Origin of the sequence: Fundicoccus culcitae (assembly GCF_024661895.1) — a bacterium.
GTDB lineage: Bacteria > Bacillota > Bacilli > Lactobacillales > Aerococcaceae > Fundicoccus_A > Fundicoccus_A culcitae.
In genome coordinates this window covers 385,375-407,454 of sequence record NZ_CP102453.1, presented here as the reverse complement: position 1 = coordinate 407,454, position 22,080 = coordinate 385,375, and the positions used below count along the sequence as shown (strand labels likewise).

Here is a 22,080-nt window from a genome sequence, read left to right as displayed (position 1 = left end):
TGTATCATCCTGTATCATGTGATTTATTGAACGTATATTTTAATGCAAAAAAACACCAATAGTAAATGATATTTATCATAAACCATTGGTAATTGTTTTTATTTATCTTCAGTTAACATTTTTAAGTGCGCAGGATGAAAATTGACAACTTGGCCTAGGGAGTCAATATTTTTAATCGTTGAACCATTTGATAGACGATCTGATAAAGCGATATCTTTAGCCATAACTTCGATGGTTTCACCGGTATCCCCTTGAATAATAAAAGGTAAATCGTTTTGTTCAACTAAATGGGCATCGACAAAACGATGTGGATTTTGTTTTAATTCTTTTAACATTAAGAGTCCGCGACTATTACGATTGTTTACTTGTGGGATGATTTCTGTCTTAAAATGTTTCAAGTTTCCTCTTTGCGTCAAGGCTAAAATTTCTGAATTTTTTCCGTTTGCTTGATCAAACATAACTGAAATAATCGTATCATCGGCTTTTAAATTGATTGATACGACGCCTTGCGTTTTTAATCCGCTTACCGCAACTTCTGCAAGATCATAACGGATCGCATAACTGCGTTCGGTTAAAATAATCACTTCATAAGCTACATCTGCTTTAACACGATAAGCATTAATAATTTCATCATTTTTAGCCAGTTTCATAGCTACGGCTGTTTTTGTTTTATAACTACGATAAGTCGTAAAGGCTTCAATAGGCGTTTGTTTTATTTTACCTTTTTTACTAGCTAAAACAATTAAATCAGATTCATCAGCATGTTTGTTGCCTTCAATATCATCCGCTGCTACAAACACATTAACAACTTGCTCGTTAGCTTCTAATTGATAATATTGCGATAAATGGCGCCCTATTTCTTTCCAACGTATATCAGGCAGTTCATGGACAGGTAAATGAATGTAATTGCCTTTATTCGTTAAAATAACCAGTTGATCGTGTGTTGTTAACTCTCTGACAAAAAGCGGATAGTCAAAATCCCGACTAGCTAGTTCCATGGTATCGGATGATGTAAACGACCTTACACTGGTACGCTTTATGTATCCTTCCTTAGTAATAGATACATTAACGGTTTCTTTTGGAATTAATAAGGACGTCGCCACTGTAATTTCTTGAACTTCGTCTTCAATCTTTGTACGACGGTCACTTTTGTATTTATTTTTAAGTTCTTTTAATTCTTGACTTAAGACTTTATTTAACGTCTCATCATTATTTAAAATATTCTGATACATCAAGACTTGTTCGTTTAATTCTAATTTTTCATTTTGTAGTGCCACAATATCGGTATTCGTTAAACGATAAAGTTGCAAGGAAACAATCGCTTCCGCTTGTTCAAGTGAAAAATCAAATTGGGCAGCTAAATTGTTTTTAGCATCTGCTTTATTTTCACTCGCACGAATACTCGCAATAACTTCATCTAAAATGGATACAACGCGTATTAAGCCTTCAACAATATGTAGACGCTCTTGATCGCGCTTTAAGTTAAAGGCTGTCCTTCGACGGATGATTTCACGTTGATGGTCAATATATGCCTCAAGAATTTGAATTAAACTGACCACTTCAGGTCGGCGGTGATTAATCGCTACCATATTTAAATGATAGTTAATTTGCAAATCTGAATTTTTAAATAAATAATTCAAAATATCATTGGCATTGATTTCGCGTCGCAATTCAATCACTAAGCGGACGCCATTACGATCTGATTCATCGCGGACTTCAGCGATGCCATCGATTTTCTTTTGAATACGTATATCATCTAAGCGTTGAATAAGTTTTGATTTGTTGACATCATAGGGTAATTCAGTCACAACGATTTGCGATTTGTTGCCTTTTAATTCTTCAATATCGGTTACAGCACGCACGATAATTTTCCCATGGCCTTTTTGGTAGGCTTTTTTAATATCATTTTTGCCTTGAATGATACCCCCAGTCGGGAAATCAGGCCCTTTAATAAAGGTCATTATTTTATCGATATCATAGCGTTTATGACTTAACATATAGATGATAGCATCTAAAACTTCTGTTAAATTATGCGGTGGAATTTCAGTCGCATAACCGGCAGATATCCCTGTTGCCCCATTAATCAGTAAATTGGGTACCCGTGCAGGTAACACACTAGGTTCTTCTAAGGTATCGTCAAAATTTAATAAATAATCGACGGTTTGGCTTTTTAAATCCCGCAATAACTCTCCAGCAATGGGTGATAGTCGCGCTTCGGTATAACGCATAGCGGCTGCGGGATCCCCATCCATGCTACCGTTATTCCCATGCATATCAATTAATGGATAACGTAATTTCCAATCTTGACTCATCCGAACCATGGCTTCATAAACGGAAGAATCGCCATGAGGGTGATAATTACCAATGACATTCCCAACCGTTTTAGCCGATTTACGGTAAGGATTCTCCGCCGTATTCCGCTCTTGAAACATGGCAAACAAAATTCGACGTTGAACAGGTTTTAAGCCATCACGAATATCTGGTAAAGCACGGTCTTGGATAATGTATTTTGAATAACGTCCAAAACGGTCGCCAATGACACTTGCAAACCCTAATTCTTGAACTCCTATTTCATTACTCATTCGAATCTTCTCCTATAAATAGACTGCCTTGTCCATCATCATCAAAAAATGTCGTTTCTTCTTGTTCGATAGACTCTTTCTCATGTGATTCCACAATTAATTCCTCAACGCCTTGATGCTGTTGTTCTTGTTGTTTATGGGATTGATCATTTAATAAGGTATCTTCCGAATCCAATGTAAATTTCACATTTTGTTCAATCCATTTGCGGCGAGGTTCAACTTTAGCCCCCATTAAAGTAGTTACCCGACGTTCAACTTGCGCTGGATCATCAATCGTTACCCGAATGAGTAGACGTGTTTCTGGGTTCATAGTCGTGTCCCACAATTGATCGGCATTCATTTCACCAAGCCCTTTATAACGCTGTAAAATATAACCTTTCCCCACTTTTTCAATTTGTTCAGCCAATTCATCCTCAGTCCAAGCATATTCAATCAGCTCTTTTTTCCCCACTTTTTTAGATACTTTAAACAAAGGCGGCATTGCTAAATAAATTTTTCCATGTTCTAACATTGGCTTCATATAGCGATAAAAGAAGGTTAACAGTAAGACTTGTATATGCGCCCCATCTGTATCGGCATCGGTCATGATAATCACTTTATCATAATTAATCGCATTAATATCAAAATCAGCCCCAACACCGCCACCAATGGTATAAATCATGGTATTAATTTCTTCGTTTTTCATAATATCTTGCATACTAGCTTTTTCAGTATTAATGACTTTACCCCGTAAAGGTAGAATGGCTTGATAGCGACGATCACGGCCAAGTTTTGCCGAACCCCCAGCCGAATCCCCTTCTACTAAATATAATTCATTTTTGGTAGCATCTTTAGATTGTGCTTTCGTTAATTTTCCAGACAATAAACGCTCTTGTTGTCCTTTTTTTGCTCCTGTACGCGCTGCATCTCTTGCTTTGCGAGCTGCTTCTCGGGTTTCCCGTGCTTGTATGGCCTTACGTAGAATTTTTTGACTAAAATTACCATTTTCATTAAGAAAAATAAGTAATTGTTCATTTAAAAAATTGTCTACTATTGTCCGTGCAATCGGTGTGCCTAATTTTTCTTTGGTTTGACCTTCAAATTGTAAATATTGTTCCGGAATTTTAACTGATAAAACAGCCGCTAAGCCTTCACGGACATCACTACCTTCAAGATTTTTATCTTTATCTTTCAATAAGTTCACTTGTCGTCCATATTCATTAAAGGCCTTGGTTATAGCAGTTTTCATACCTGTTTCATGTGTCCCACCACCATTAGTGCGCACATTATTGGCAAAGGATAAGATGGTTTCTGAATAGCCATCATTGTACTGCATTGAAAAATCAATTTCAAAATCATCCACAGTCCCACTAAAATTAGCAATAGGTCCTAAAGTGTCTTTCTCTTCATTAAGATAGGTAATAAAATCTTCCAAGCCATTTTCATAATGAAATGTTTCTTCATAGTCTGTTCGTTCATCTGTTAAATAGATAGTTAACCCTTTAAGTAAGAAGGCTGATTCACGCATACGTTCAGCGATGGTTTCTATATCAATGCGAGCTTGACCAAAAATCGAGACATCAGGTAAAAAATGCACCGTGGTTCCTGAGTCGGTTTTGTTCGTGTGCTTTGTTTTAACCAGTTTAGTGACAGGTGTTCCACCGTCTTCAAAACGCATGTGATAGCGATAGCCTTGACGGTAAACATCTACATCTAACCATGAAGAAAGTGCATTAACCACACTAGCGCCGACCCCATGCAAGCCCCCGGCCGATTTATAGCCACCTTGACCGAATTTACCCCCAGCATGCAATACCGTAAATATCACTTGAATCGTTGGCACCCCACTGGCATGATTTCCAATGGGCATCCCGCGGCCATTGTCCGTTACGGTGACACTCCCATCTTTATGAATGGTGACATTGATTGTATCAGCATAATCATTTAAAGCCTCATCAATAGCATTATCGACAACTTCATAAATTAAATGATGCAAACCTTTTTGGTCAGTTGAACCAATATACATACCTGGTCTTTTTCTTACGGCATCTAAACCTTCTAGCACCTGAATAGAATCATCATTATAAGTGCTCAATTCGATATCTTTATCAGTCATCATACACCTCGTTTCTCAATTATTCATCTTATCATTTTTCGAATAAATATTTCAATAATAATAATCACAAATATTAATTATACGCTATTTGTAAAATTTTTGCTTCATTTTTGAAAATTATACTCTGCTTACGTTCCAATCATTAGTAAATATTATTCAGATAAAGCTAAACTATTTAGTTTTTTCATGGTAAAATAATGACATGAAATTAGGAGGTTACGCATGCAATCAAATCTTTCAATATTTACTCAATTACTGTGGATTGCCATCGGCTATTTGTCAGGTTCAATCCCAACTGGTGTGCTTTATTCAAAAATTTTCCACAAAGTAGATGTCCGTCAACTTGGAAGTGGTAATAGTGGAGCAACTAATATTGGTAGAAATTTTGGTTTTAAAGCAGCCGTTATTGTATCTGTCATAGATATATTAAAAGGCTGGATTCCTATTTTAATGGTTAGACAAATTTTCCCTAATGAACATTTGTTGATTATGCTAGTCGGTATAGCCAGTGTCCTTGGACATGCTTACCCTATTTTTGCTGGATTTAAAGGTGGGAAAATTGTTTCAACGTCATTTGGCGTTTTAGTTGGCTTTAATTTTTGGATTGGCTTAATGACAGCCTTAGTGTTGTTTGCTTTTATTTATTTAACAAGTACAATTAGTTTATCGGCTTTATCCAGTTACACGCTGGGTGCTTTATACATACTCGTAACCAATGATCAAATCGTTTATGGCATTGGATTCTTATTGATTACCTTATTTATGTATTATCGTCACCGAGCAAATATTCAACGCATATTGAATGGGACGGAATCAAGAATTAGTTGGGGGTTACATAACCCAAATAAATAATAACATAATGAAATACCGATAGTTCGCTAGATTATAGCTTACTATCGGTATTTTTGATTATTCGGCTCAAGCAGTCAAGGTTCAACTAATCTTTGTTAAACGTAATGGAATAATCATGGGTTTTAATTTGATGAGGGTCTAACGCATTGATACCTCGTTTGGCAGTAAAATCAACTTTGTTATACGCATCATCCGTAATACCAGCCCATGGCTCTAAGCAAACAAAAGGGGCTTTTTTAGGATAAGGTGACCAAATACCAAAATAAGACATATCATTCATTTTCATTAAAATATGTGTATTAGCGACATTATCCGTCAAGCTGACTTCGGTTTGACCGTTAATTTGATAAATAATCGCATCTTTTCTAAAAGACTTATGCTTAATCGGAATATTATCGACCAGCTCGTATTTGGCGCTATAGTAATCTATCAAGCCTTTGTTATCCAATGGAATACGTAAATATTGACCGGCTGGATGAAATTGATAGCTAATCTGGTCAAAATCAGCCATGTGACTCCCTTTATGCGTAACAGATACATTAAAGGCTGGATGACCGCCAACACTATAGTAAAGCACCTTATCAGCTGACGGATTTAAAACCTCATAACTGATTGTCAATGAATTTTCATGTAAAATATAATTTATTTGAAAAGAAAATTCAAAAGGATATACTTTCAATGACTCCGCATTACTTTTCAAATAGAAAGTGGCGGAATTAGTCGTCACCATTTGTGTTTGAAACATCTCATCCCTAGCAAAACCATGGCGTGATAGTTGATATGTTTGACCTTCATAAGTATATTGATTATCATTCAACGTGCCTACAATCGGAAATAAGACGGGAGCATGCCGATTCCAATAATTTTCATCAGCCTGCCAAATATACTCATAACCGGTCGCTTGATCTATGACAGACGTCAATTCTGCCCCTAACTCCTTAATTTGTACTTTTAGACGGTGGTTTTCTAGTGTAACCATCGTTTTGTCCTCCTTATTACAAGATAAAATGACTTAAATCTTTATTTTCAACAATTTTATCTAGTTTATCGACGACATAGGCTTCATTGATTGTGATGGTTCCCATTTGCATATCGGTCGCTTCAAATAAAATTTCCTCAAGTAAAGATTCTAGAATAGTATGTAACCTTCTAGCTCCAATATTATCAGTTGATTCATTTAAGTCAACTGCATATTCAGCCATTTTTTCAATTGCATCATCTGTAAAGAGCACTTCAACGCCATCTGTGGCTAATAACGCTTGATATTGCTTAATTAAGGCATTTTTCGGTTCTGTTAAAATACGAACAAAATCATCTTTCGTTAAATCATTTAAATGAACCCGAATTGGAAAACGTCCTTGTAATTCAGGAATTAAATCCGAAGGTTTGGCTGTATGGAAGGCACCACTACCAATAAATAAGATATGATCGGTATCAATATAACCATATTTTGTTTGTACACGGCTACCTTCAACGATCGGTAAAATATCCCTTTGAACCCCTTGGCGGCTCACTTCACCGCTATTTTGGTTTTTAGAAGCAATTTTATCCATTTCATCAATGAAGATGATACCCCGTTCTTCGGCCAGTTTTAAGGCTTTTTGGTTAATATCATCTTGATTAACTAATTTATCAGCTTCTTCTTCCGTTAATAAAGTTAAAGCTTCTTTAACGGTTAATGTGCGTTCAATTTTCTTTGTTGGACGTAAAGCGTTTAGGCTATCTTGCATTTCCATCATTTGTTCCATGGCAGGGTTTATGCTACCTAAAGACATTTTTTTCTCTTCTATTTGGATTGTTATTTCATGATTATCTAACAGACCATCGCGAATTTGTTGTCTAATTTGACGGCGCGAAGATGCAACTTCGTCAGTAACAACTTCTTCTTCCTCTTCGGCTTTACCTTGACCAAATTGACTAAACATTTCTTGAAAATTTGGGAAACCAAGGTTATTGTTAGCAGGCTTTGCCTTTTCAACTTTTTGACCGGGACGTAAAACCTTTGCAATCCGGTTAATCGCTTTAGCTTCAGCTTCGTCATGAACCAGTTCATGTTGCTGTTCTTTAACAATGCGAATACTATTTTCAACTAAATCACGCACCATGGATTCCACATCACGACCAACATAACCAACTTCCGTATATTTGGTTGCTTCCACTTTAACGAACGGCGCTTGTGCTATGGTAGCTAAACGACGCGCAATTTCCGTTTTACCAACACCCGTTGGTCCAATCATTAACAAATTTTTAGGTTTTACTTCTTGTTGCATTTCGTCGTCTAATTTAAGGCGTCTTATACGATTTTGTAAAGCGATGGCAACCGCACGTTTAGCATCTTTTTGGCCGACAATATATTTATCTAATTCGGCAACAACTTGTCTTGGAGTTAATTCTGTCATGTTTTGATCACTTCCTATTAAATTTCTTCAACGATGATATTGTCGTTGGTAAAAATATCAATTTCACTAGCAATTTTAAGGGCTTGTTCAGCTATGTCTCTAGCCGACAAATCAGTTGTATTGCGTAATAAGGCTCTTGCGGCGGCTAAAGCATAATTACCGCCTGATCCAATCGTCAATATGCCATCGTCAGGTTCAATAACTTCCCCTGTCCCACTAACTAACAATAAAGTTTCTTCGTTCATTACAATTAATAAGGCTTCTAATTTTTGCAGACTCCGGTCCGTACGCCATTGTTTAGCTACTTCCACAGCGGCTCGTTTTAATTGACCTTGGTGGGCTTGAAGTTTTTCTTCAAACATTTCAGATAACGTAATGGCATCAGCCACCCCACCTGCAAAACCAACAACGACTTGATTATTATAAATACGGCGTAGCTTTCTAGCACTACCTTTCATAATAACGGATTCACCCATAGTGATTTGTCCATCGCCTGCCATTGCCAATTGATTTTCTTTTTTTACTGCACAGATTGTTGTCATTCTATATCCTCCTGGTTTAATCGTTTAGCACGTGGATGTGCTTGTAAATATTGTTGCCGCAATTGACTTTTAGTTACATGTGTGTAAATTTGTGTAGAACTTAAATCAGCATGACCCAATAATTCTTGAACACTACGCATATCGGCGCCGTTGTTCAATAAATGCGTCGCAAACGTATGTCGCAACTTGTGGGGATGAATATCCAAATTTAAGGATGCTTCCTCAACGATTTTCGTTAAAATATGCCGAACTTGGTCGGCGGTGATGACTTTTCCTTTATCGGATAAAAAAAGATATTTATTAGCGGTGGGGTTTAGGTTTAGTTTTAATAAAAGAGGTCGTTCTGTGTTTTGATAGGTTTCAATTGCTTGCATAGCAGCATCCCCAATCGGCACAATGCGCTCCTTATTTCCCTTACCAATCACGCGGATTAATTGAATATCTGTTTGTATTTGCTCAAGCGTCAAATTCACTAATTCACTTACACGCAAACCCGTCGCATAAAGAAGTTCAATAATAGCTAAATTTCTTTGTGGATTGGGTAGCTTACTCACCTTGGCGGCTTCAATGATTGCTTGCATTTCTGATTCATAAAAGAAATCAGGTAAATGTTGTTTCTTGCTCTTATAATTCATTAATTCAGCCGGGTTTTGCTCGATCCATTCTTGTTGAATGGCATATCTGAAAAATGAACGTAAACTAGAAATTTTTCGAGCGATTGATGTGCGGGCATAACCATGTTCGGTTAAATGCGCCACATATAAACGAATATCCGTATATTGAATATCAGTTAAACGAGTGGAACCTGTACTATCCAAAAATTGCTTGAATTCGGACAAATCTCTCGAATAGGCTGTTATTGTTTGAGCCGAATACCGTTTTTCAACATCTAGAAATTGGATAAACAACTCAATATACTGTTCCATTCTATCCCTCCAAAAATCTACTAGTATTATCATACTACAAAAAAAGCCCTTAGACATCAATCTAAGGACTTAAATATTAAAATTTAAAGATTTTATTAATAAATATCCCATAAAACGCTCATGCAACCCTCATATTATTCGGCTTGTTCAGCATAATCGCAGTTACTGCACACGATTTGACGTTTTTTACGGTTTGTTTTTTCAACTAAGAAATGTTGACATTTTGGACAATCGCGCCCAACGGGTTTATCCCATGAAACAAAATCACAGGCTGGATAGCGATCACACCCATAGAAAATACGTTTTTTCTTCGATTCGCGCTCGATCACTTGTCCTTCTTGACATTTGGGACAGGTCACTCCGATTTTTTTAACAATGGGTTCAGTATGACGGCATTCAGGAAAATTACTACAGGCATAAAATTTACCATAGCGTCCAATTTTAATGACCATTGGATTGCCACATTCAGGACAATCAAATCCAGCAGGTTCATCTTTGATATTAATTTCTTCCATATTCACTTCGGCTTTTTTAAGATCTTTTTCAAAGCCTTGGTAAAATTCATCCAGCACACTTACCCACTGGCGCTTACCTTCTTCAATCTCATCTAAGGTGCTTTCCATGCCGGCTGTAAATTCGGAGTCGACAATTTGAGGGAAATATTCGGATAAAACATTATTAACGATTTCACCAAGCTCAGTCGGCTCAAACTTTTTGCTCACTAATTTAACGTAGTATCGTTTACGTAAGGTTTCAATAGTTGGTGAGTAAGCGGAAGGACGACCAATCCCTTTTTCTTCAAGGACTTTAATTAAGCTAGCTTCCGTATAGCGTGATGGCGGTTGGGTGAACATTTGGTTGGTTTCTATTTTAGTTAATTTAACCGAATCATTCACCGTTAATTCAGGCAAGTAATTATCCTTACTTGAGTCCGTTGAATAGACTTTTAAAAACCCATCAAATTTTATCCGTGACCCACTTGCTCGAAAGACAACCTTATTTTGGGTTAGATCCGCTCTAACGGTATCATAAACAGCATCAGTCATTTGACTGGCAACAAAACGCGACCAAATTAAGTTATACAATTTATATTGATCTCTGGATAAAGAATCTTTAATACTTTCAGGTGTTAAAGTAACATCCGAAGGACGAATAGCTTCATGGGCATCTTGTGCACCATTAGCTTGGGCACTCTGCCCTTTTGCATGACTGTAGGCTTGACCATATTCACTTTGAATATATTGACTAGCAGCATTTACCGCTGAAGGTGCAATACGGGTTGAATCTGTACGCATATAAGTTATCAAACCAACCGTTGTCCGTTTAATCGTAATCCCTTCATATAATTGTTGCGCAATCATCATCGTTTTACTCGTTCGAAAATTGAGACGATTCGATGCGTCTTGTTGTAAGGTTGAAGTGGTATAAGGATTGGGGGACTTTCTTTTACGTTCGCTTTTTTCAACATTAGTTACCGTGAAATGTTGCGTTTGGTCAATGTTTGCCATTATTTCATTCACGATTGTCTCATTGGCTAATTCGGTACGTTTACCTTGGTAACTATAAAAATTAGCTGTAAACTTACTTTTATCCTTTTGGAATTCAGCTGGAATTAGCCAATATTCTTCAGGTACAAAATTGCGAATCTCATTCTCGCGATCAATAATAATTTTAAGTGTCGTTGATTGAACCCGGCCTGCACTTAAGCCCCCTTTAATTTTTTTCCATAATAATGGTGAAATGGAGTAACCGACAATCCGATCTAAAATACGCCGTGCTTGTTGGGCATCAACGAGATTTTGATCAATTTTTCTAGGATGTTTAAAGGCTTCTTTGACGGTATCTTTCGTTATCTCATTGAAGACAACCCGGTTTTCTTCACCTTCTGGCAAATCCAACAAATAGCTGAGATGCCATGCAATCGCTTCTCCCTCACGGTCCGGGTCGGCTGCTAGATAAACACGGTCGGATTGTTTGGCTAATTTACGTAATTCTTTTATCGTATCGCCCCGACCACGAATACTAATATAATGCGGCTCAAAATTATTTTCAATATCGACACCCATTTTGCTTTTAGGTAAATCGCGCAAGTGTCCCTTACTTGCAACAACTTTATAATTCCGGCCAAGGTATTTGTTGATGGTTTTGGCTTTTGTTGGTGATTCGACGATGACTAAGTTCTTAATGGCCATCATTCATCACGCCCCTTTCAAAAATCTCTGTGATATTTTATGTAATATTTGTAAATGTAAAATCGAACTAATATTAGATGAAAGTTAAATGCTTGTCAAACAATAAAATTTTATCCGTTTAAAAAATACACAAATTAGTGCATTAAAAAGTATAGGATTTCAACTAATTAGGATACTTCGACTGGTTTTCATTAAGTGTCAGAATATCTTGGACTAATCGTTGTGGACTAATTATCATGTTAGCTCCTAAGGCTAATAATTCATTACAACCTTGCGACTGCTCATCAAATATCCGACCGGGTAAAACATACAATTCACGATTGAATTGTAAAGCATAATTGGCTGTAATTAAACTCCCACTTTTACTGGCCGCCTCAATCACGATGACGGCATTACATAGACCGGCAACGAGTCGATTTCGCATAATAAAATGATGTTTTTTCACGCGAGCTAAAGGTGGATATTCACTTAATAATAAATGGTCATAAGCAATTTCATCCTGAAGATTGGCATTATTATAGGGATAGTATTCATCAAAGCCTGTAGGGATAATCGCGATGGTTGATTGTGTTTTTAAGTTCATTGCCGTTTCATGCGCAATTCGATCAACCCCATTAGCTAAACCGGAAACAACCTGTATTTGATGGTTAACGAATAATTTAACAATTTGTTCCGTAGCCTTTTCACCGTAATATGTCACTTTACGGGTGCCTATAACTGAAACACGCTTAGCTTGCAGCAGATTAATGTTTCCTTTATAAAAAATAAGGATAGGTGGCTGCGGGATACTCAGCCATAATTCGGGATATAGAGTTTCACCTAACATGATTGTCATTGGGCGTAATGAATCAATTTGAGGCATTAAATTAATAAGAGCGTTAAAGGTCAGTTGCGAATTAAGACTTATTAAATCACGTTTAGCTAATACATGCAAGTTGTTCAGCATATCATTCACTGAAATACTGATATCACTCATCTCCGTTTTAATGAGATAATTTAAATAGTTAAACAGTTCCTTATAGGAAAAATCCTTGAGACTAAGGGCAATGAGTTGTTCTTTGGCTGAAAGTAACATAAAAAAAACCTCCTCTTTTTTAATAAATACACCAAAAAAGACGAAAGCCATTTTTATTTTTTCATTTTTAACAAAAACTTATTATTCTAAAAAAATCACTACTTTTTATATGTTTTAGTAGCTTGCGCAACCGGAGCAAATGATTGGCGATGAATGGGTGTTACCCCATATTGCTGAATCGCATGGAGGTGTTGTTTGGTTCCGTAGCCCATATGTTTATCAAAACCAAACTCAGGATACATCTGGCTGTATTCAACCATCAAATCATCTCGAAATTCTTTGGCAATAATGCTGGCTGCTGCAATTGAAAGCGACCGTTGATCACCTTTTACTAGTGACATTTGTTGAATCGAACTATTGATGGTCATGGCATCAATCAGTAAATAATCCGGTTGAATGGATAATTGCTGAACACTTTGAACCATAGCTACTTTGGTGGCTTCGTAGATATTGATTCGATCGATGGTGGTGGAATCAACGACGGCAATCGAGTAGGCTATGGCTTTGGATTTAATTAAATCACTAAAACTTTTTCGTTTAGTAGGCGTCAATTGCTTGGAATCGGTGATACCAATCCATGATTTATCCGTGTAATCAAGAATCACGGCTGCGGTAACAACTGGACCTGCTAATGGCCCACGCCCAACTTCATCAACACCGGCAATATAGAAATAACCAGCAGCCGTAATTTGCTTTTCAAAAGATATACGATCCTCATGCTTCTTCCACAGCTGTTGGTTAGTTAAAAGACGATTTTGATGTTTTTCAATCAATTTTTTTGCACCTAAACGTGTATCTAAAGCTATTTCCTCAAAAAGAGGATCACTTAATTCATCGGTGTTGGCTAATAATTGATCAATTTCTTTTAGGGTTAATTTATGCATGGCTAGCCTCTTCATTGGGTCTATCTAAACTGACACGACCTAAATTTAATTGACGAAAATCGTGTAAGATTCGCTGACCCATTTGTTCGTAGTCATCTTGGTAGCCAAATTTAGCCGTCATCTGAATGAACAAATCAGTTGTTGATTGATCATCTAAATCGCTTGCGGTTAATTGATAACGCTCCAACAAACGCTGCGGATAATACTGCTTCATAAAATCTAATACATATAAAGTGATTTCATCAATCGCTAATAATTGATCTTTAATCGCTCCACTTGCGGCTAGTTTTAATCCAACTTGGGGATCTTCAAATTTTGGCCATAAAATACCCGGTGTATCTAATAATTCAAAATCTTTTTCAAATTTAAGCCAACGTTGCGCTTTGGTCACCCCAGGTTTATTCCCTGTTTGGGCTTGGTTTTTACCAACAAAGCGGTTAATTAAGGTTGATTTACCCACATTGGGAATGCCTAAAATTATCAAACGAATGGCTCGAGGTTTAACACCTTGAGCCATTTTTTTATCAAAATAGGGTTGCATGATTTCGCGACATTGGGTTTGTAATTGTTTAAGCCCTTTGTTATGTTGGGCATCGATAGCCATCGCGCGGATACCTTTTGATTGGTAATAGTTTAACCAATAGTCGGTAATGGCTCCGTCTGCCATATCCATTTTGTTTAAAACAATTATTCTTGGTTTATTACCAATTATTTCATTGATAATGGGATTACGACTTGACTCAGGCAAACGTGCATCGACTAATTCGATGACAATATCAACCAGATTTATCTTTTCAGTGGCTTCTCTGCGTGCTTTAGCCATATGGCCTGGAAACCATTGGATTGTTTTCATTTTCTTTCCACCTCTTTTAATCTAGTGATACAGTTGAACCATCGGCTTCTAAAATATAGTTGTCCAATTGACCAAACTCAGAAAAAGGATAATAAATAAAACTAGCTTCTCCTTCAACACTATCGATGGGTACTAAACCAAACTGACGACTATCACCTGAATTGGGGCGGTTATCCCCCATCACAAAGTAATAGCCTTCTGGTATCACTTCAACACCTAAGGTATCCCATAGGGAAAAATCAGCTGTGAATGGATCGATTGTTTGACTTTTTAAAGGTTCCAAATAAGGTTCTTCAACTAATGCCCCATTGATATATAAGTCATCATTAATCACGCTTAAAGAATCGCCAGGCAAACCAATGACACGTTTAACATAAGAACTTCCGGACCCCATTGGGTCTGGGAAGACGATGACATCAAAACGATCGATGGTTGTTTGTTTAAACATTAGCATTTGTTCACCATTGGCCAAGGTGTTATCCATGGAATGGCCTTCAACTTGAAAAGGTTGAACGATATAATCTCGAATTAATAAGAATAAGATGACGGCAACAACAATTGAAAAGACAACATTCACTACTTCAACCATTAAATTTTTGAGCAATTGCATTAAGCATCTTCCTCTAGTAACAGTTCAACCGCTTTATCGTATTGAACATCATTTTCTTCTAAGTAGGCTCTAGCTTGATCATTTAAAGCTTGAGCAGTATCTCCTGTTACGATACCATCTGCTTCTAAGCCATTATCTGTTTGGAATTGTTTAACAACCTCTTCCATACGGTCATCGAAATAATTTTGACTATCCACTTCATAGCCTAAGGTATTTAAGATTAAAGATAAACTTTGAACAAATTCTGAACTTTGACCACTAACTAATTCTTCATTTGTGTTAAGCAGTAAGGCGGTAGCTAAAGCTTCAGCTTCTACCGTAACATCTGGACTAACACCTGTATCGTGTATCCAGGTACCATTTGGCGTTAACCATTTGGCAATCGTCAATTTCAACTCACCAATATCTGATTCATTGGTAATATTTTGGACCGTTCCTTTACCAAATGTTGTTGTCCCAATCAATAAACGATCGGTGTTTTCATTAATGGCAGCTGCTAAGATTTCGCTGGCACTCGCACTCCCGTTATCGATTAGAACAACATAAGGTTCAGTCACTTTAAAGTCGCCATAGGCTTGGTCATCACCCACAAAAATATCGGGTTCACGATTACTTTCTTCTACTTGCATAATCACATCGCCATTTTCAACGAACATATTACTCAATGCTAATGCTTGATTTAATAGACCGCCCGGGTTGGCTCTTAGGTCAAATACGAAGCGTTCAACGCCTTCATTACGCAAATTAGTAATAATTTCCACTAATTCATCGTAAGTATTCGCAGAAAACTGACTAATACGAATATTACCAATATTGGTGTTCGCCTCATCGATTTCACCAGTTACACTAATAATAGGAATTTCCGCACGTACTAAAGTAATATCAAAAGTTGAAGAACCACGTTGGATTTTTAATTGTACTTCTGTTCCCTCTGGTCCACGTATTAATTCCACTACTTGATTGGTATCCATATTCGTTAATTCTTGGCCATCGGCTTCTAAAATAATATCGTTGGGTTGAATACCCGCTTCAGCTGCTGGTGTGCCATCAATAGGACTAATGACTGTAATATTGCCATTTTGGGACATAAATTGTACACCAATTCCTTGGAAGGAACCAACGATGCTATCATCAAAGGACGTAGATTCTTGCTTATTTAAATATTCCGAATAAGGGTCACCAATTGCATTAACCATTCCTTTTAAAGCACCTTCAAGTAAATCATTCTTTTCGAGGTCTTCAATATAATTGATTTGAATCGTATTATACACTTCACGAATCATATCGATATCTTCATCTGTCAATTGTTGTTCTTCAGGAATACTATTATCAGGGAATAACCAGTTGAGTGCTTCAACTTCTGTCATCGATTGACTTGTAGCTACTAGTAGAGCTGCTGAAGCTAGACCAACATTGATCCATTTCATGGGTTTTTTTAATAGACTTTTTTTCATGCTACATCTCCTTATTTTGCCTCTGAGAGTTTAACGGCTGTTTGAAGTGCGATTTCCATCATTTGCGTAAAAGTCTGTTCTCTTTCTTGAGCAGTTGTTTCTTCACCTGTAATAATATGATCACTAATGGTGCACATAGCTAATGCACGGCGTTGATGTTTGGCAGCCACAGCATATAAGCCTGCTGCTTCCATTTCAACTGCCAAGACACCATAGCGCGCCAGTTTCATCTTATCCATTTCTTCATTATAAAAGCGATCAGATGACAATACATTACCGACATGAATATTTTCTTTAGGAAGCATTGTTTGAGCAATATGATATGCAGTATCTAAGACAGTAAAATCAGCAATGGCCGAATAATGTACTTGTTGATCAAAAATATTGGTTAAGATCGCCGAATCGGTGGTTGCTCCTTGACCGAAAACAATATCTCTCACTTTAACACTTTCTTTCATTGCTCCAGCTGAACCAATCCGAATGATCGTATCCACATCATAAGATTGATACAATTCTTCGGCATAAATCATTGCTGATGGAATTCCCATACCAGATCCTTGAACAGATATAGCAACGCCTTGATAAGTTCCAGTGTAACCAAACATATTACGCACGGTATTGTATTGGGTAACATCCTCTAAGAAGGTTTCTGCAATAAATTTAGCACGTAAGGGATCACCTGGGAATAAAACAATTGGAGCAATAGCTCCTTTTTCAGCATTAATATGTACACTCATCTCTGTCACTCTCTTTTCTTAAATATTCGTATATTTTAGCCAAGCTTCATCAAACACGGTCATTAAACGACCATATGCGCCAGACTGTTCCATATAGGTGGAAATTTCATCAAAATCTTGGCTTTGTTTAGGAAAAGCCATATCTTTACTAATTGTATTGGCTAAGCGACTCATAGGATCATCAGCGTCATAATCAACATAACGCTTGATAAAAGTATAAAAAGTAGTTTGCATAAAAGGCTCCTTAGTTAAAATAAATAATCGGATGGGTCGTGGCATCATATTGAATCTCAACCACCAAGGCATCATTGGCTAAGTCAACCGACTTAGGAATAATTGTATAGGCCGGATCAACCCCCTCAAATTGATTGATATTTAATATAATCTGGGGTTGCGTCGCTGAAAAGGTTGCGCCACTCGGTAAATTAATTTGACTGGCAAATGCTTCATAAGCTGAATCTACCGGCAAGGGTATCCCGGCGACATGGATTGAATCAATCTCTATAACTAAATAATTTTCATTAGAAATCGTCACGTCCGCTAAAATATCAGCCGGGACTTGAAAACCATTTTGATTGATTTGGGCTGTAGCACTTATGTGATCGTCAACCCAATTGATGGAAAGCCCCAAGTTATTGTCATTCATTGATGCTAACATTTCACTAAATAAACGGTTGACGATTGTCCGATTCAAAATCAATTCCATCGACTCATTACCCGATTCTACCACAGAATCCAGAGATGTCTCAACAATTGGATGACTAGCATTTTTTAGTTGTTGATTAATATAAAAGTAGCCACCTGCAATAATAAAGACATTAATTAATAAAGCTAAGAATAAAGTCGATAAACAACCCCATCCTTTAGATTTTGTTCGACGCTTTTCTGTCATAATTCACCTCTTAGTCACATTAATGCTATTATAGCATGTTCATGCATTTTTCAGAAATCGATTGAAAAAAGTTTTTAAGAAAAATAATATTTCATCGATATATCAAGTAAAAAAAATTTTATTATGATATGATACTAGCATAAAGGAGGAGTTACATGGACGAACAATTAACTAGAAAACGTGTTATTACGGCAGAAGTATTGAATGCTACAACACATGGTATTGCTGCTATCTTAAGTTTAGTTGCTATTGGTTTACTTGTTTATAAAGGGGTTGCGGCTGGGTCGTTAACAGCCATTATTGCTTACTTTATTTATGGCTTAAGTCTTTTTATTTTATTTTTAAATTCGACTTTATATCATAGCTTCTCTTTCAGTAAATATCGCGATTTGTTTCAACGTCTCGATCATGCTGCGATTTACTTATTAATTGCAGGCAGTTATACACCCTACTTAATGATATCTATCGGTGGTTGGCAGGGTTATTTATTTTTGGGGATTATCTGGGCGTTAGCCCTAGCAGGAATTATATTTGAAATGATGAATATTAATAAATGGCCTAAGCTGAGTACTTACCTCTATTTAGCTTTAGGTTGGATGGGTATTTTATTAATTGTTCCTCTTTTTAGATCGGTTCATCTCAATGGCATTATCTTACTGGCATTGGGTGGTGTGGCTTATACAGTAGGAACTATCTTTTACCGCAAAAAATCCAATGTTTGGATGCATGTCATTTGGCACTTGTTTGTTATGCTAGGTGCCGGCTTAATGTTCTTTTCAATTTATCTTTATGTTTAAATAAAATATCTCGATGATTTTTTCATCGAGTTTTTCTTTGTTTATTTTTAGTTTAGTCTAAAATATTATGATGGTTTTATTATGATGAACCATCACAAGGAGTGGACACATGTTAAAACTTGATAAAATAGTAAAAACCTATAAAACCCCGAGTATTATCACCACCGCATTAGATTCTGTTAGTATCACTTTTAGAGAACAAGAATTTGTTGCCATTTTAGGACCTAGTGGATCTGGTAAAACCACCCTACTCAATATCATTGGTGGACTTGATCATTACGATAGTGGTGATTTAATCCTAAATAATCAATCCACCAAAGATTTTAAAGCCAATGATTGGGATGCTTATCGCAATAATTCAGTTGGTTTTGTTTTTCAAAGCTATAATTTGATTAATCATTTAAGTGTGTTTGAAAATGTCGAATTAGGTTTAACGCTCAGTAATGTCCCTAAAGATGAACGGGATAAAATGAGTAAGGACGCTTTAACAAAAGTTGGTTTAGAAGATCATATGTATAAAAAACCGAGCGAATTATCAGGTGGGCAAATGCAACGGGTGGCTATTGCACGTGCATTAGTTAACAATCCAGACATTTTGTTATGTGATGAACCTACGGGTGCACTAGATTCAAAAACCAGTGTTCAAATAATGGATTTGATCAAAGAGTTGTCAAAAGAAAAATTAGTTATTATGGTAACACACAACAATGAAATTGCTCGCCAGTATGCTGATCGGATTGTTCAATTCAGGGATGGACAAATTGTAACCGATAATCATCCTTATGATGGAGCCAAGCCTACGCAAAATTTTGAATTAAAGAAAACCAAATTAAGTTATTGGACCGCTTTGAAACTTTCTTGGAATAATCTAAAGACAAAAAAAGGTCAAACGTCAATAACTGCATTTGCCTCGAGCATAGGGATTATTAGTATTGGTGTGGTATTATCCCTATCCAACGGCTTCCAAAATGAAATTAATCGAACCCAAACCCAAACCTTAAGTCAGTTTCCAATAACGATAGCCTCTTTTGCCAGCGACCCCACTGTATTCTCAGATTATGAACCACGGGAAGAATTTCCAGATAGTCAGGAAGTCATTGCAGTGGGTGATGTTTCTGAGGCTGCTATACATACCAATCCCTTAGATGAAGAATATATTAATTATATCAGGAACATCGATCCTGAATTAGTTAATAATATCGGCTTTAGTCGTAATTTAAACTTAAATTTGTTGCGTGAAGTCGATGGTGACATTCAACAAGTACAATTTTCGAATGAAAATCCTGAAGCTCAGATGGATAGAGGTAATATGGCTACTTCAATGACAGGTGTTGGTTTAAATACTTTTCCGACTGATAGTCAAGGTAATGAGACGGACTTTTCACAAGAAAATTATGATTTATTAGCTGGCGAATTTCCGAGCGAAGCAACGGATGTTGTTTTAATTATCGATCGGGATAATACCACCAATGTTTATGGGTTAACCAATTTAGGCTTTGATGTCACTGAAGATGACACACTGAATTTTGATGAAATCATTGGAACAGAAATGCAATTAGTCGCAAATAATGATTATTACATGGAATTACCGAACAATCAATTTGTTCCAAACGATGATTTAACTGAAGTATATAAGGCTGAAAACAATGTTACCATAAGAATTTCTGGGATTTTAAGAGCACCTGAAGAAGATACGTTAGCCTTGCTATCACCGGGTATTGCCTATAGTGATGGCTTGAATCAATTAATGTTACAAGCCAATGAAGCATCCAATATTGTTTTAGCTCAAGAAGCCTCTGATAACAACGTCATGACTAATCAAGCATTTGAATCTAGTTCTGCTCGCGATACGTTCATAGGTATGTTAGGCGGTGACGCTATTCCCTCATCTATTTATATTTACCCCAACGATTTTGAACAAAAGGATGAAATTTTAGCTTATTTAGATGCTTGGAACGAAGGAAAAGAGCAAGAAGATCAAGTCTTGTATAATGACCTTGCCAGTGTTGTGAGTGGCTTAACAGGCAGTTTGATGAATGCTATTACCTATGCTTTGGTAGCATTTGCTGCGATTTCGTTGGTAACCAGTATGATTATGATTGGGATAATTACTTATACTTCCGTGATTCAACGGACGAAAGAGATTGGTATTTTAAAAGCTTTAGGAGCTCGTAAAAAAGATATTACCCGTGTGTTTGATTCGGAGACATTTATTTTGGGGATTTCTTCGGGGATTTTAGGGGTTGTCATTGCTTGGTTATTGACCTACCCTATTAATGTTGCAATTGAAAATCTTACTAGTTTAACTAATGTTGCTCAATTAGATCCAGGGCATGCGGTTATTTTAATCATTATTTCCACGGTCTTAACCGTCATTGGAGGGCATATTCCGGCTCGTATGGCAGCTAATTTAGATGCGGCTGAGGCTTTAAGGATGGATTAGAAAATAAAAAAACCTGTTGCTATCAGAATGATGGCGACAGGTTTTGCATTATTGAGCGTTCATTAGGAAAATTTCACGGTAACGTTCCTCTAACGAATAGTTGGGTTCTTTATCTAACCATTCTTCATATAATTTTCCTTCTTTTAGAAATAAAACATGCTTAGTCATAACTTCCACTTCCAGTAAAGTATGAGAAGATAGAAAAATAGTTTTCCCTTCCTTGGCTAAAGCAATCAGTAATTCACGGATTTCAATAATTCTTGAAGGATCTAAACCATTTAATGGTTCATCTAGAATCATTAATTGGGAATCATTTAGAATAGCTAACGCAATCAAAAGTATTTGTTTCATACCTAAGGAATAGGTTTTCGTTTTTTTATGAATAAATGATTGGATATTGAGCCTATTAATAACATAATCTACTCTTTCTTTATCTAATTTATAAGCATTAGCTGCAAATGATAAATGATCCCACCCACTTAAATAAGGATACAAAACAGTATAATCTTTTAACAAACTAACTTTATTAAATATCTCAATATTATCATGAGATGACCCAAGGATCGTAATTGTTCCCTTATCAATTTTGGTTAGGTTCAATAAACTATTAATTAATGTTGTTTTACCAGATCCATTTGGACCAATTAGTGCAATGATGCCTTTTTCGTGGATTTCAAAATTAACATTATTCAAAATCAATTGACTACCATAAGATTTTGATAAATTTTCAACCGTTATTATAGACAA

At 36.5% G+C, this 22,080-nt stretch carries 19 protein-coding genes; 3 read left to right on the top strand and 16 right to left on the bottom strand.

Features of this window, described 5'->3' with window-relative positions; all coding sequences use genetic code 11:
* Positions 1-98 precede the first annotated feature (98 nt).
* Both parC and parE read right to left on the bottom strand, forming a co-directional pair.
* Positions 99-2,582, bottom strand: coding sequence for a DNA topoisomerase IV subunit A (parC, locus tag NRE15_RS01940; protein WP_313793938.1), 2,484 nt, complete (start codon positions 2,580-2,582; stop codon positions 99-101).
* Positions 2,575-4,680, bottom strand: coding sequence for a DNA topoisomerase IV subunit B (gene parE, locus NRE15_RS01935; protein ID WP_390887174.1), 2,106 nt, complete (start codon positions 4,678-4,680; stop codon positions 2,575-2,577). The genes parC and parE overlap by 8 nt, the downstream gene beginning before the upstream one ends.
* A 219-nt stretch (positions 4,681-4,899) precedes the next feature.
* Between parE and plsY the strand changes: the two genes are divergently transcribed.
* Positions 4,900-5,529 (top strand): glycerol-3-phosphate 1-O-acyltransferase PlsY, encoded by a 630-nt coding sequence (gene plsY / locus NRE15_RS01930; protein WP_313793936.1) that lies wholly within the window; start codon positions 4,900-4,902, stop codon positions 5,527-5,529.
* An 85-nt stretch (positions 5,530-5,614) separates the two neighbouring features.
* On the opposite strand, the gene NRE15_RS01925 is transcribed toward plsY, so the two are convergent.
* The 13 genes from NRE15_RS01925 to NRE15_RS01865 form a co-directional block, all read right to left on the bottom strand.
* Positions 5,615-6,508: an aldose 1-epimerase family protein gene (locus NRE15_RS01925; RefSeq protein ID WP_313793935.1), complete on the bottom strand. Its 894-nt coding sequence runs from the start codon at positions 6,506-6,508 to the stop codon at positions 5,615-5,617.
* 16 nt (positions 6,509-6,524) lie between these two features.
* Entirely contained in the window at positions 6,525-7,928 is a 1,404-nt protein-coding gene (gene hslU, locus NRE15_RS01920; protein ID WP_313793934.1) for an ATP-dependent protease ATPase subunit HslU, read from the bottom strand.
* Positions 7,929-7,945: 17 nt separating this feature from the next.
* Positions 7,946-8,470 carry an HslVU peptidase proteolytic subunit gene (hslV, locus tag NRE15_RS01915; RefSeq protein ID WP_313793933.1) on the bottom strand — a complete coding sequence of 175 codons (525 nt, stop codon included), beginning with the start codon at positions 8,468-8,470 and terminating at the stop codon, positions 7,946-7,948.
* Positions 8,467-9,396: a tyrosine recombinase XerC gene (gene xerC, locus NRE15_RS01910; protein WP_313793932.1), complete on the bottom strand. Its 930-nt coding sequence runs from the start codon at positions 9,394-9,396 to the stop codon at positions 8,467-8,469. The genes hslV and xerC overlap by 4 nt, the downstream gene beginning before the upstream one ends.
* A gap of 134 nt (positions 9,397-9,530) precedes the next feature.
* A complete protein-coding gene (gene topA / locus NRE15_RS01905; protein WP_313794927.1) occupies positions 9,531-11,588 on the bottom strand; it encodes a type I DNA topoisomerase in 2,058 nt (685 codons plus the stop codon).
* A 163-nt stretch (positions 11,589-11,751) separates the two neighbouring features.
* Positions 11,752-12,663, bottom strand: a complete 912-nt coding sequence (gene dprA / locus NRE15_RS01900; protein WP_313793931.1) for a DNA-processing protein DprA — start codon at positions 12,661-12,663, stop codon at positions 11,752-11,754.
* Positions 12,664-12,761: 98 nt separating this feature from the next.
* Complete coding sequence (locus tag NRE15_RS01895; protein ID WP_313793930.1) at positions 12,762-13,547, bottom strand: ribonuclease HII; 786 nt, start codon at positions 13,545-13,547, stop codon at positions 12,762-12,764.
* Positions 13,540-14,400 (bottom strand): ribosome biogenesis GTPase YlqF, encoded by an 861-nt coding sequence (gene ylqF / locus NRE15_RS01890; RefSeq protein WP_313793929.1) that lies wholly within the window; start codon positions 14,398-14,400, stop codon positions 13,540-13,542. The genes NRE15_RS01895 and ylqF overlap by 8 nt, the downstream gene beginning before the upstream one ends.
* Before the next feature lie 16 nt (positions 14,401-14,416).
* Positions 14,417-15,010, bottom strand: coding sequence for a signal peptidase I (gene lepB / locus NRE15_RS01885; protein ID WP_313793928.1), 594 nt, complete (start codon positions 15,008-15,010; stop codon positions 14,417-14,419).
* Positions 15,010-16,464 (bottom strand): S41 family peptidase, encoded by a 1,455-nt coding sequence (locus tag NRE15_RS01880; RefSeq protein ID WP_313793927.1) that lies wholly within the window; start codon positions 16,462-16,464, stop codon positions 15,010-15,012. Before NRE15_RS01880 ends, lepB begins: the two co-directional genes overlap by 1 nt.
* A gap of 11 nt (positions 16,465-16,475) precedes the next feature.
* On the bottom strand, positions 16,476-17,201 hold the full coding sequence (deoD, locus tag NRE15_RS01875; RefSeq protein ID WP_313793926.1) for a purine-nucleoside phosphorylase: 726 nt from the start codon (positions 17,199-17,201) through the stop codon (positions 16,476-16,478).
* A gap of 18 nt (positions 17,202-17,219) precedes the next feature.
* Positions 17,220-17,435: a sterile alpha motif-like domain-containing protein gene (locus NRE15_RS01870; RefSeq protein WP_313793925.1), complete on the bottom strand. Its 216-nt coding sequence runs from the start codon at positions 17,433-17,435 to the stop codon at positions 17,220-17,222.
* Between the two features lie 10 nt (positions 17,436-17,445).
* Positions 17,446-18,093: a DUF2140 family protein gene (locus NRE15_RS01865; RefSeq protein WP_313793924.1), complete on the bottom strand. Its 648-nt coding sequence runs from the start codon at positions 18,091-18,093 to the stop codon at positions 17,446-17,448.
* Positions 18,094-18,248: 155 nt separating this feature from the next.
* Here NRE15_RS01865 and trhA point away from each other — a divergent pair, with 155 nt between their 5' ends.
* On the top strand, positions 18,249-18,890 hold the full coding sequence (trhA, locus tag NRE15_RS01860) for a PAQR family membrane homeostasis protein TrhA (protein ID WP_313793923.1): 642 nt from the start codon (positions 18,249-18,251) through the stop codon (positions 18,888-18,890).
* Positions 18,891-18,999: 109 nt separating this feature from the next.
* A complete protein-coding gene (locus tag NRE15_RS01855) occupies positions 19,000-21,333 on the top strand; it encodes an ABC transporter ATP-binding protein/permease (protein WP_313793922.1) in 2,334 nt (777 codons plus the stop codon).
* 48 nt (positions 21,334-21,381) lie between these two features.
* Here NRE15_RS01855 and NRE15_RS01850 read toward each other — a convergent pair whose 3' ends face one another.
* Positions 21,382-22,080, bottom strand: coding sequence for an ABC transporter ATP-binding protein (locus NRE15_RS01850; RefSeq protein WP_313793921.1), 699 nt, complete (start codon positions 22,078-22,080; stop codon positions 21,382-21,384).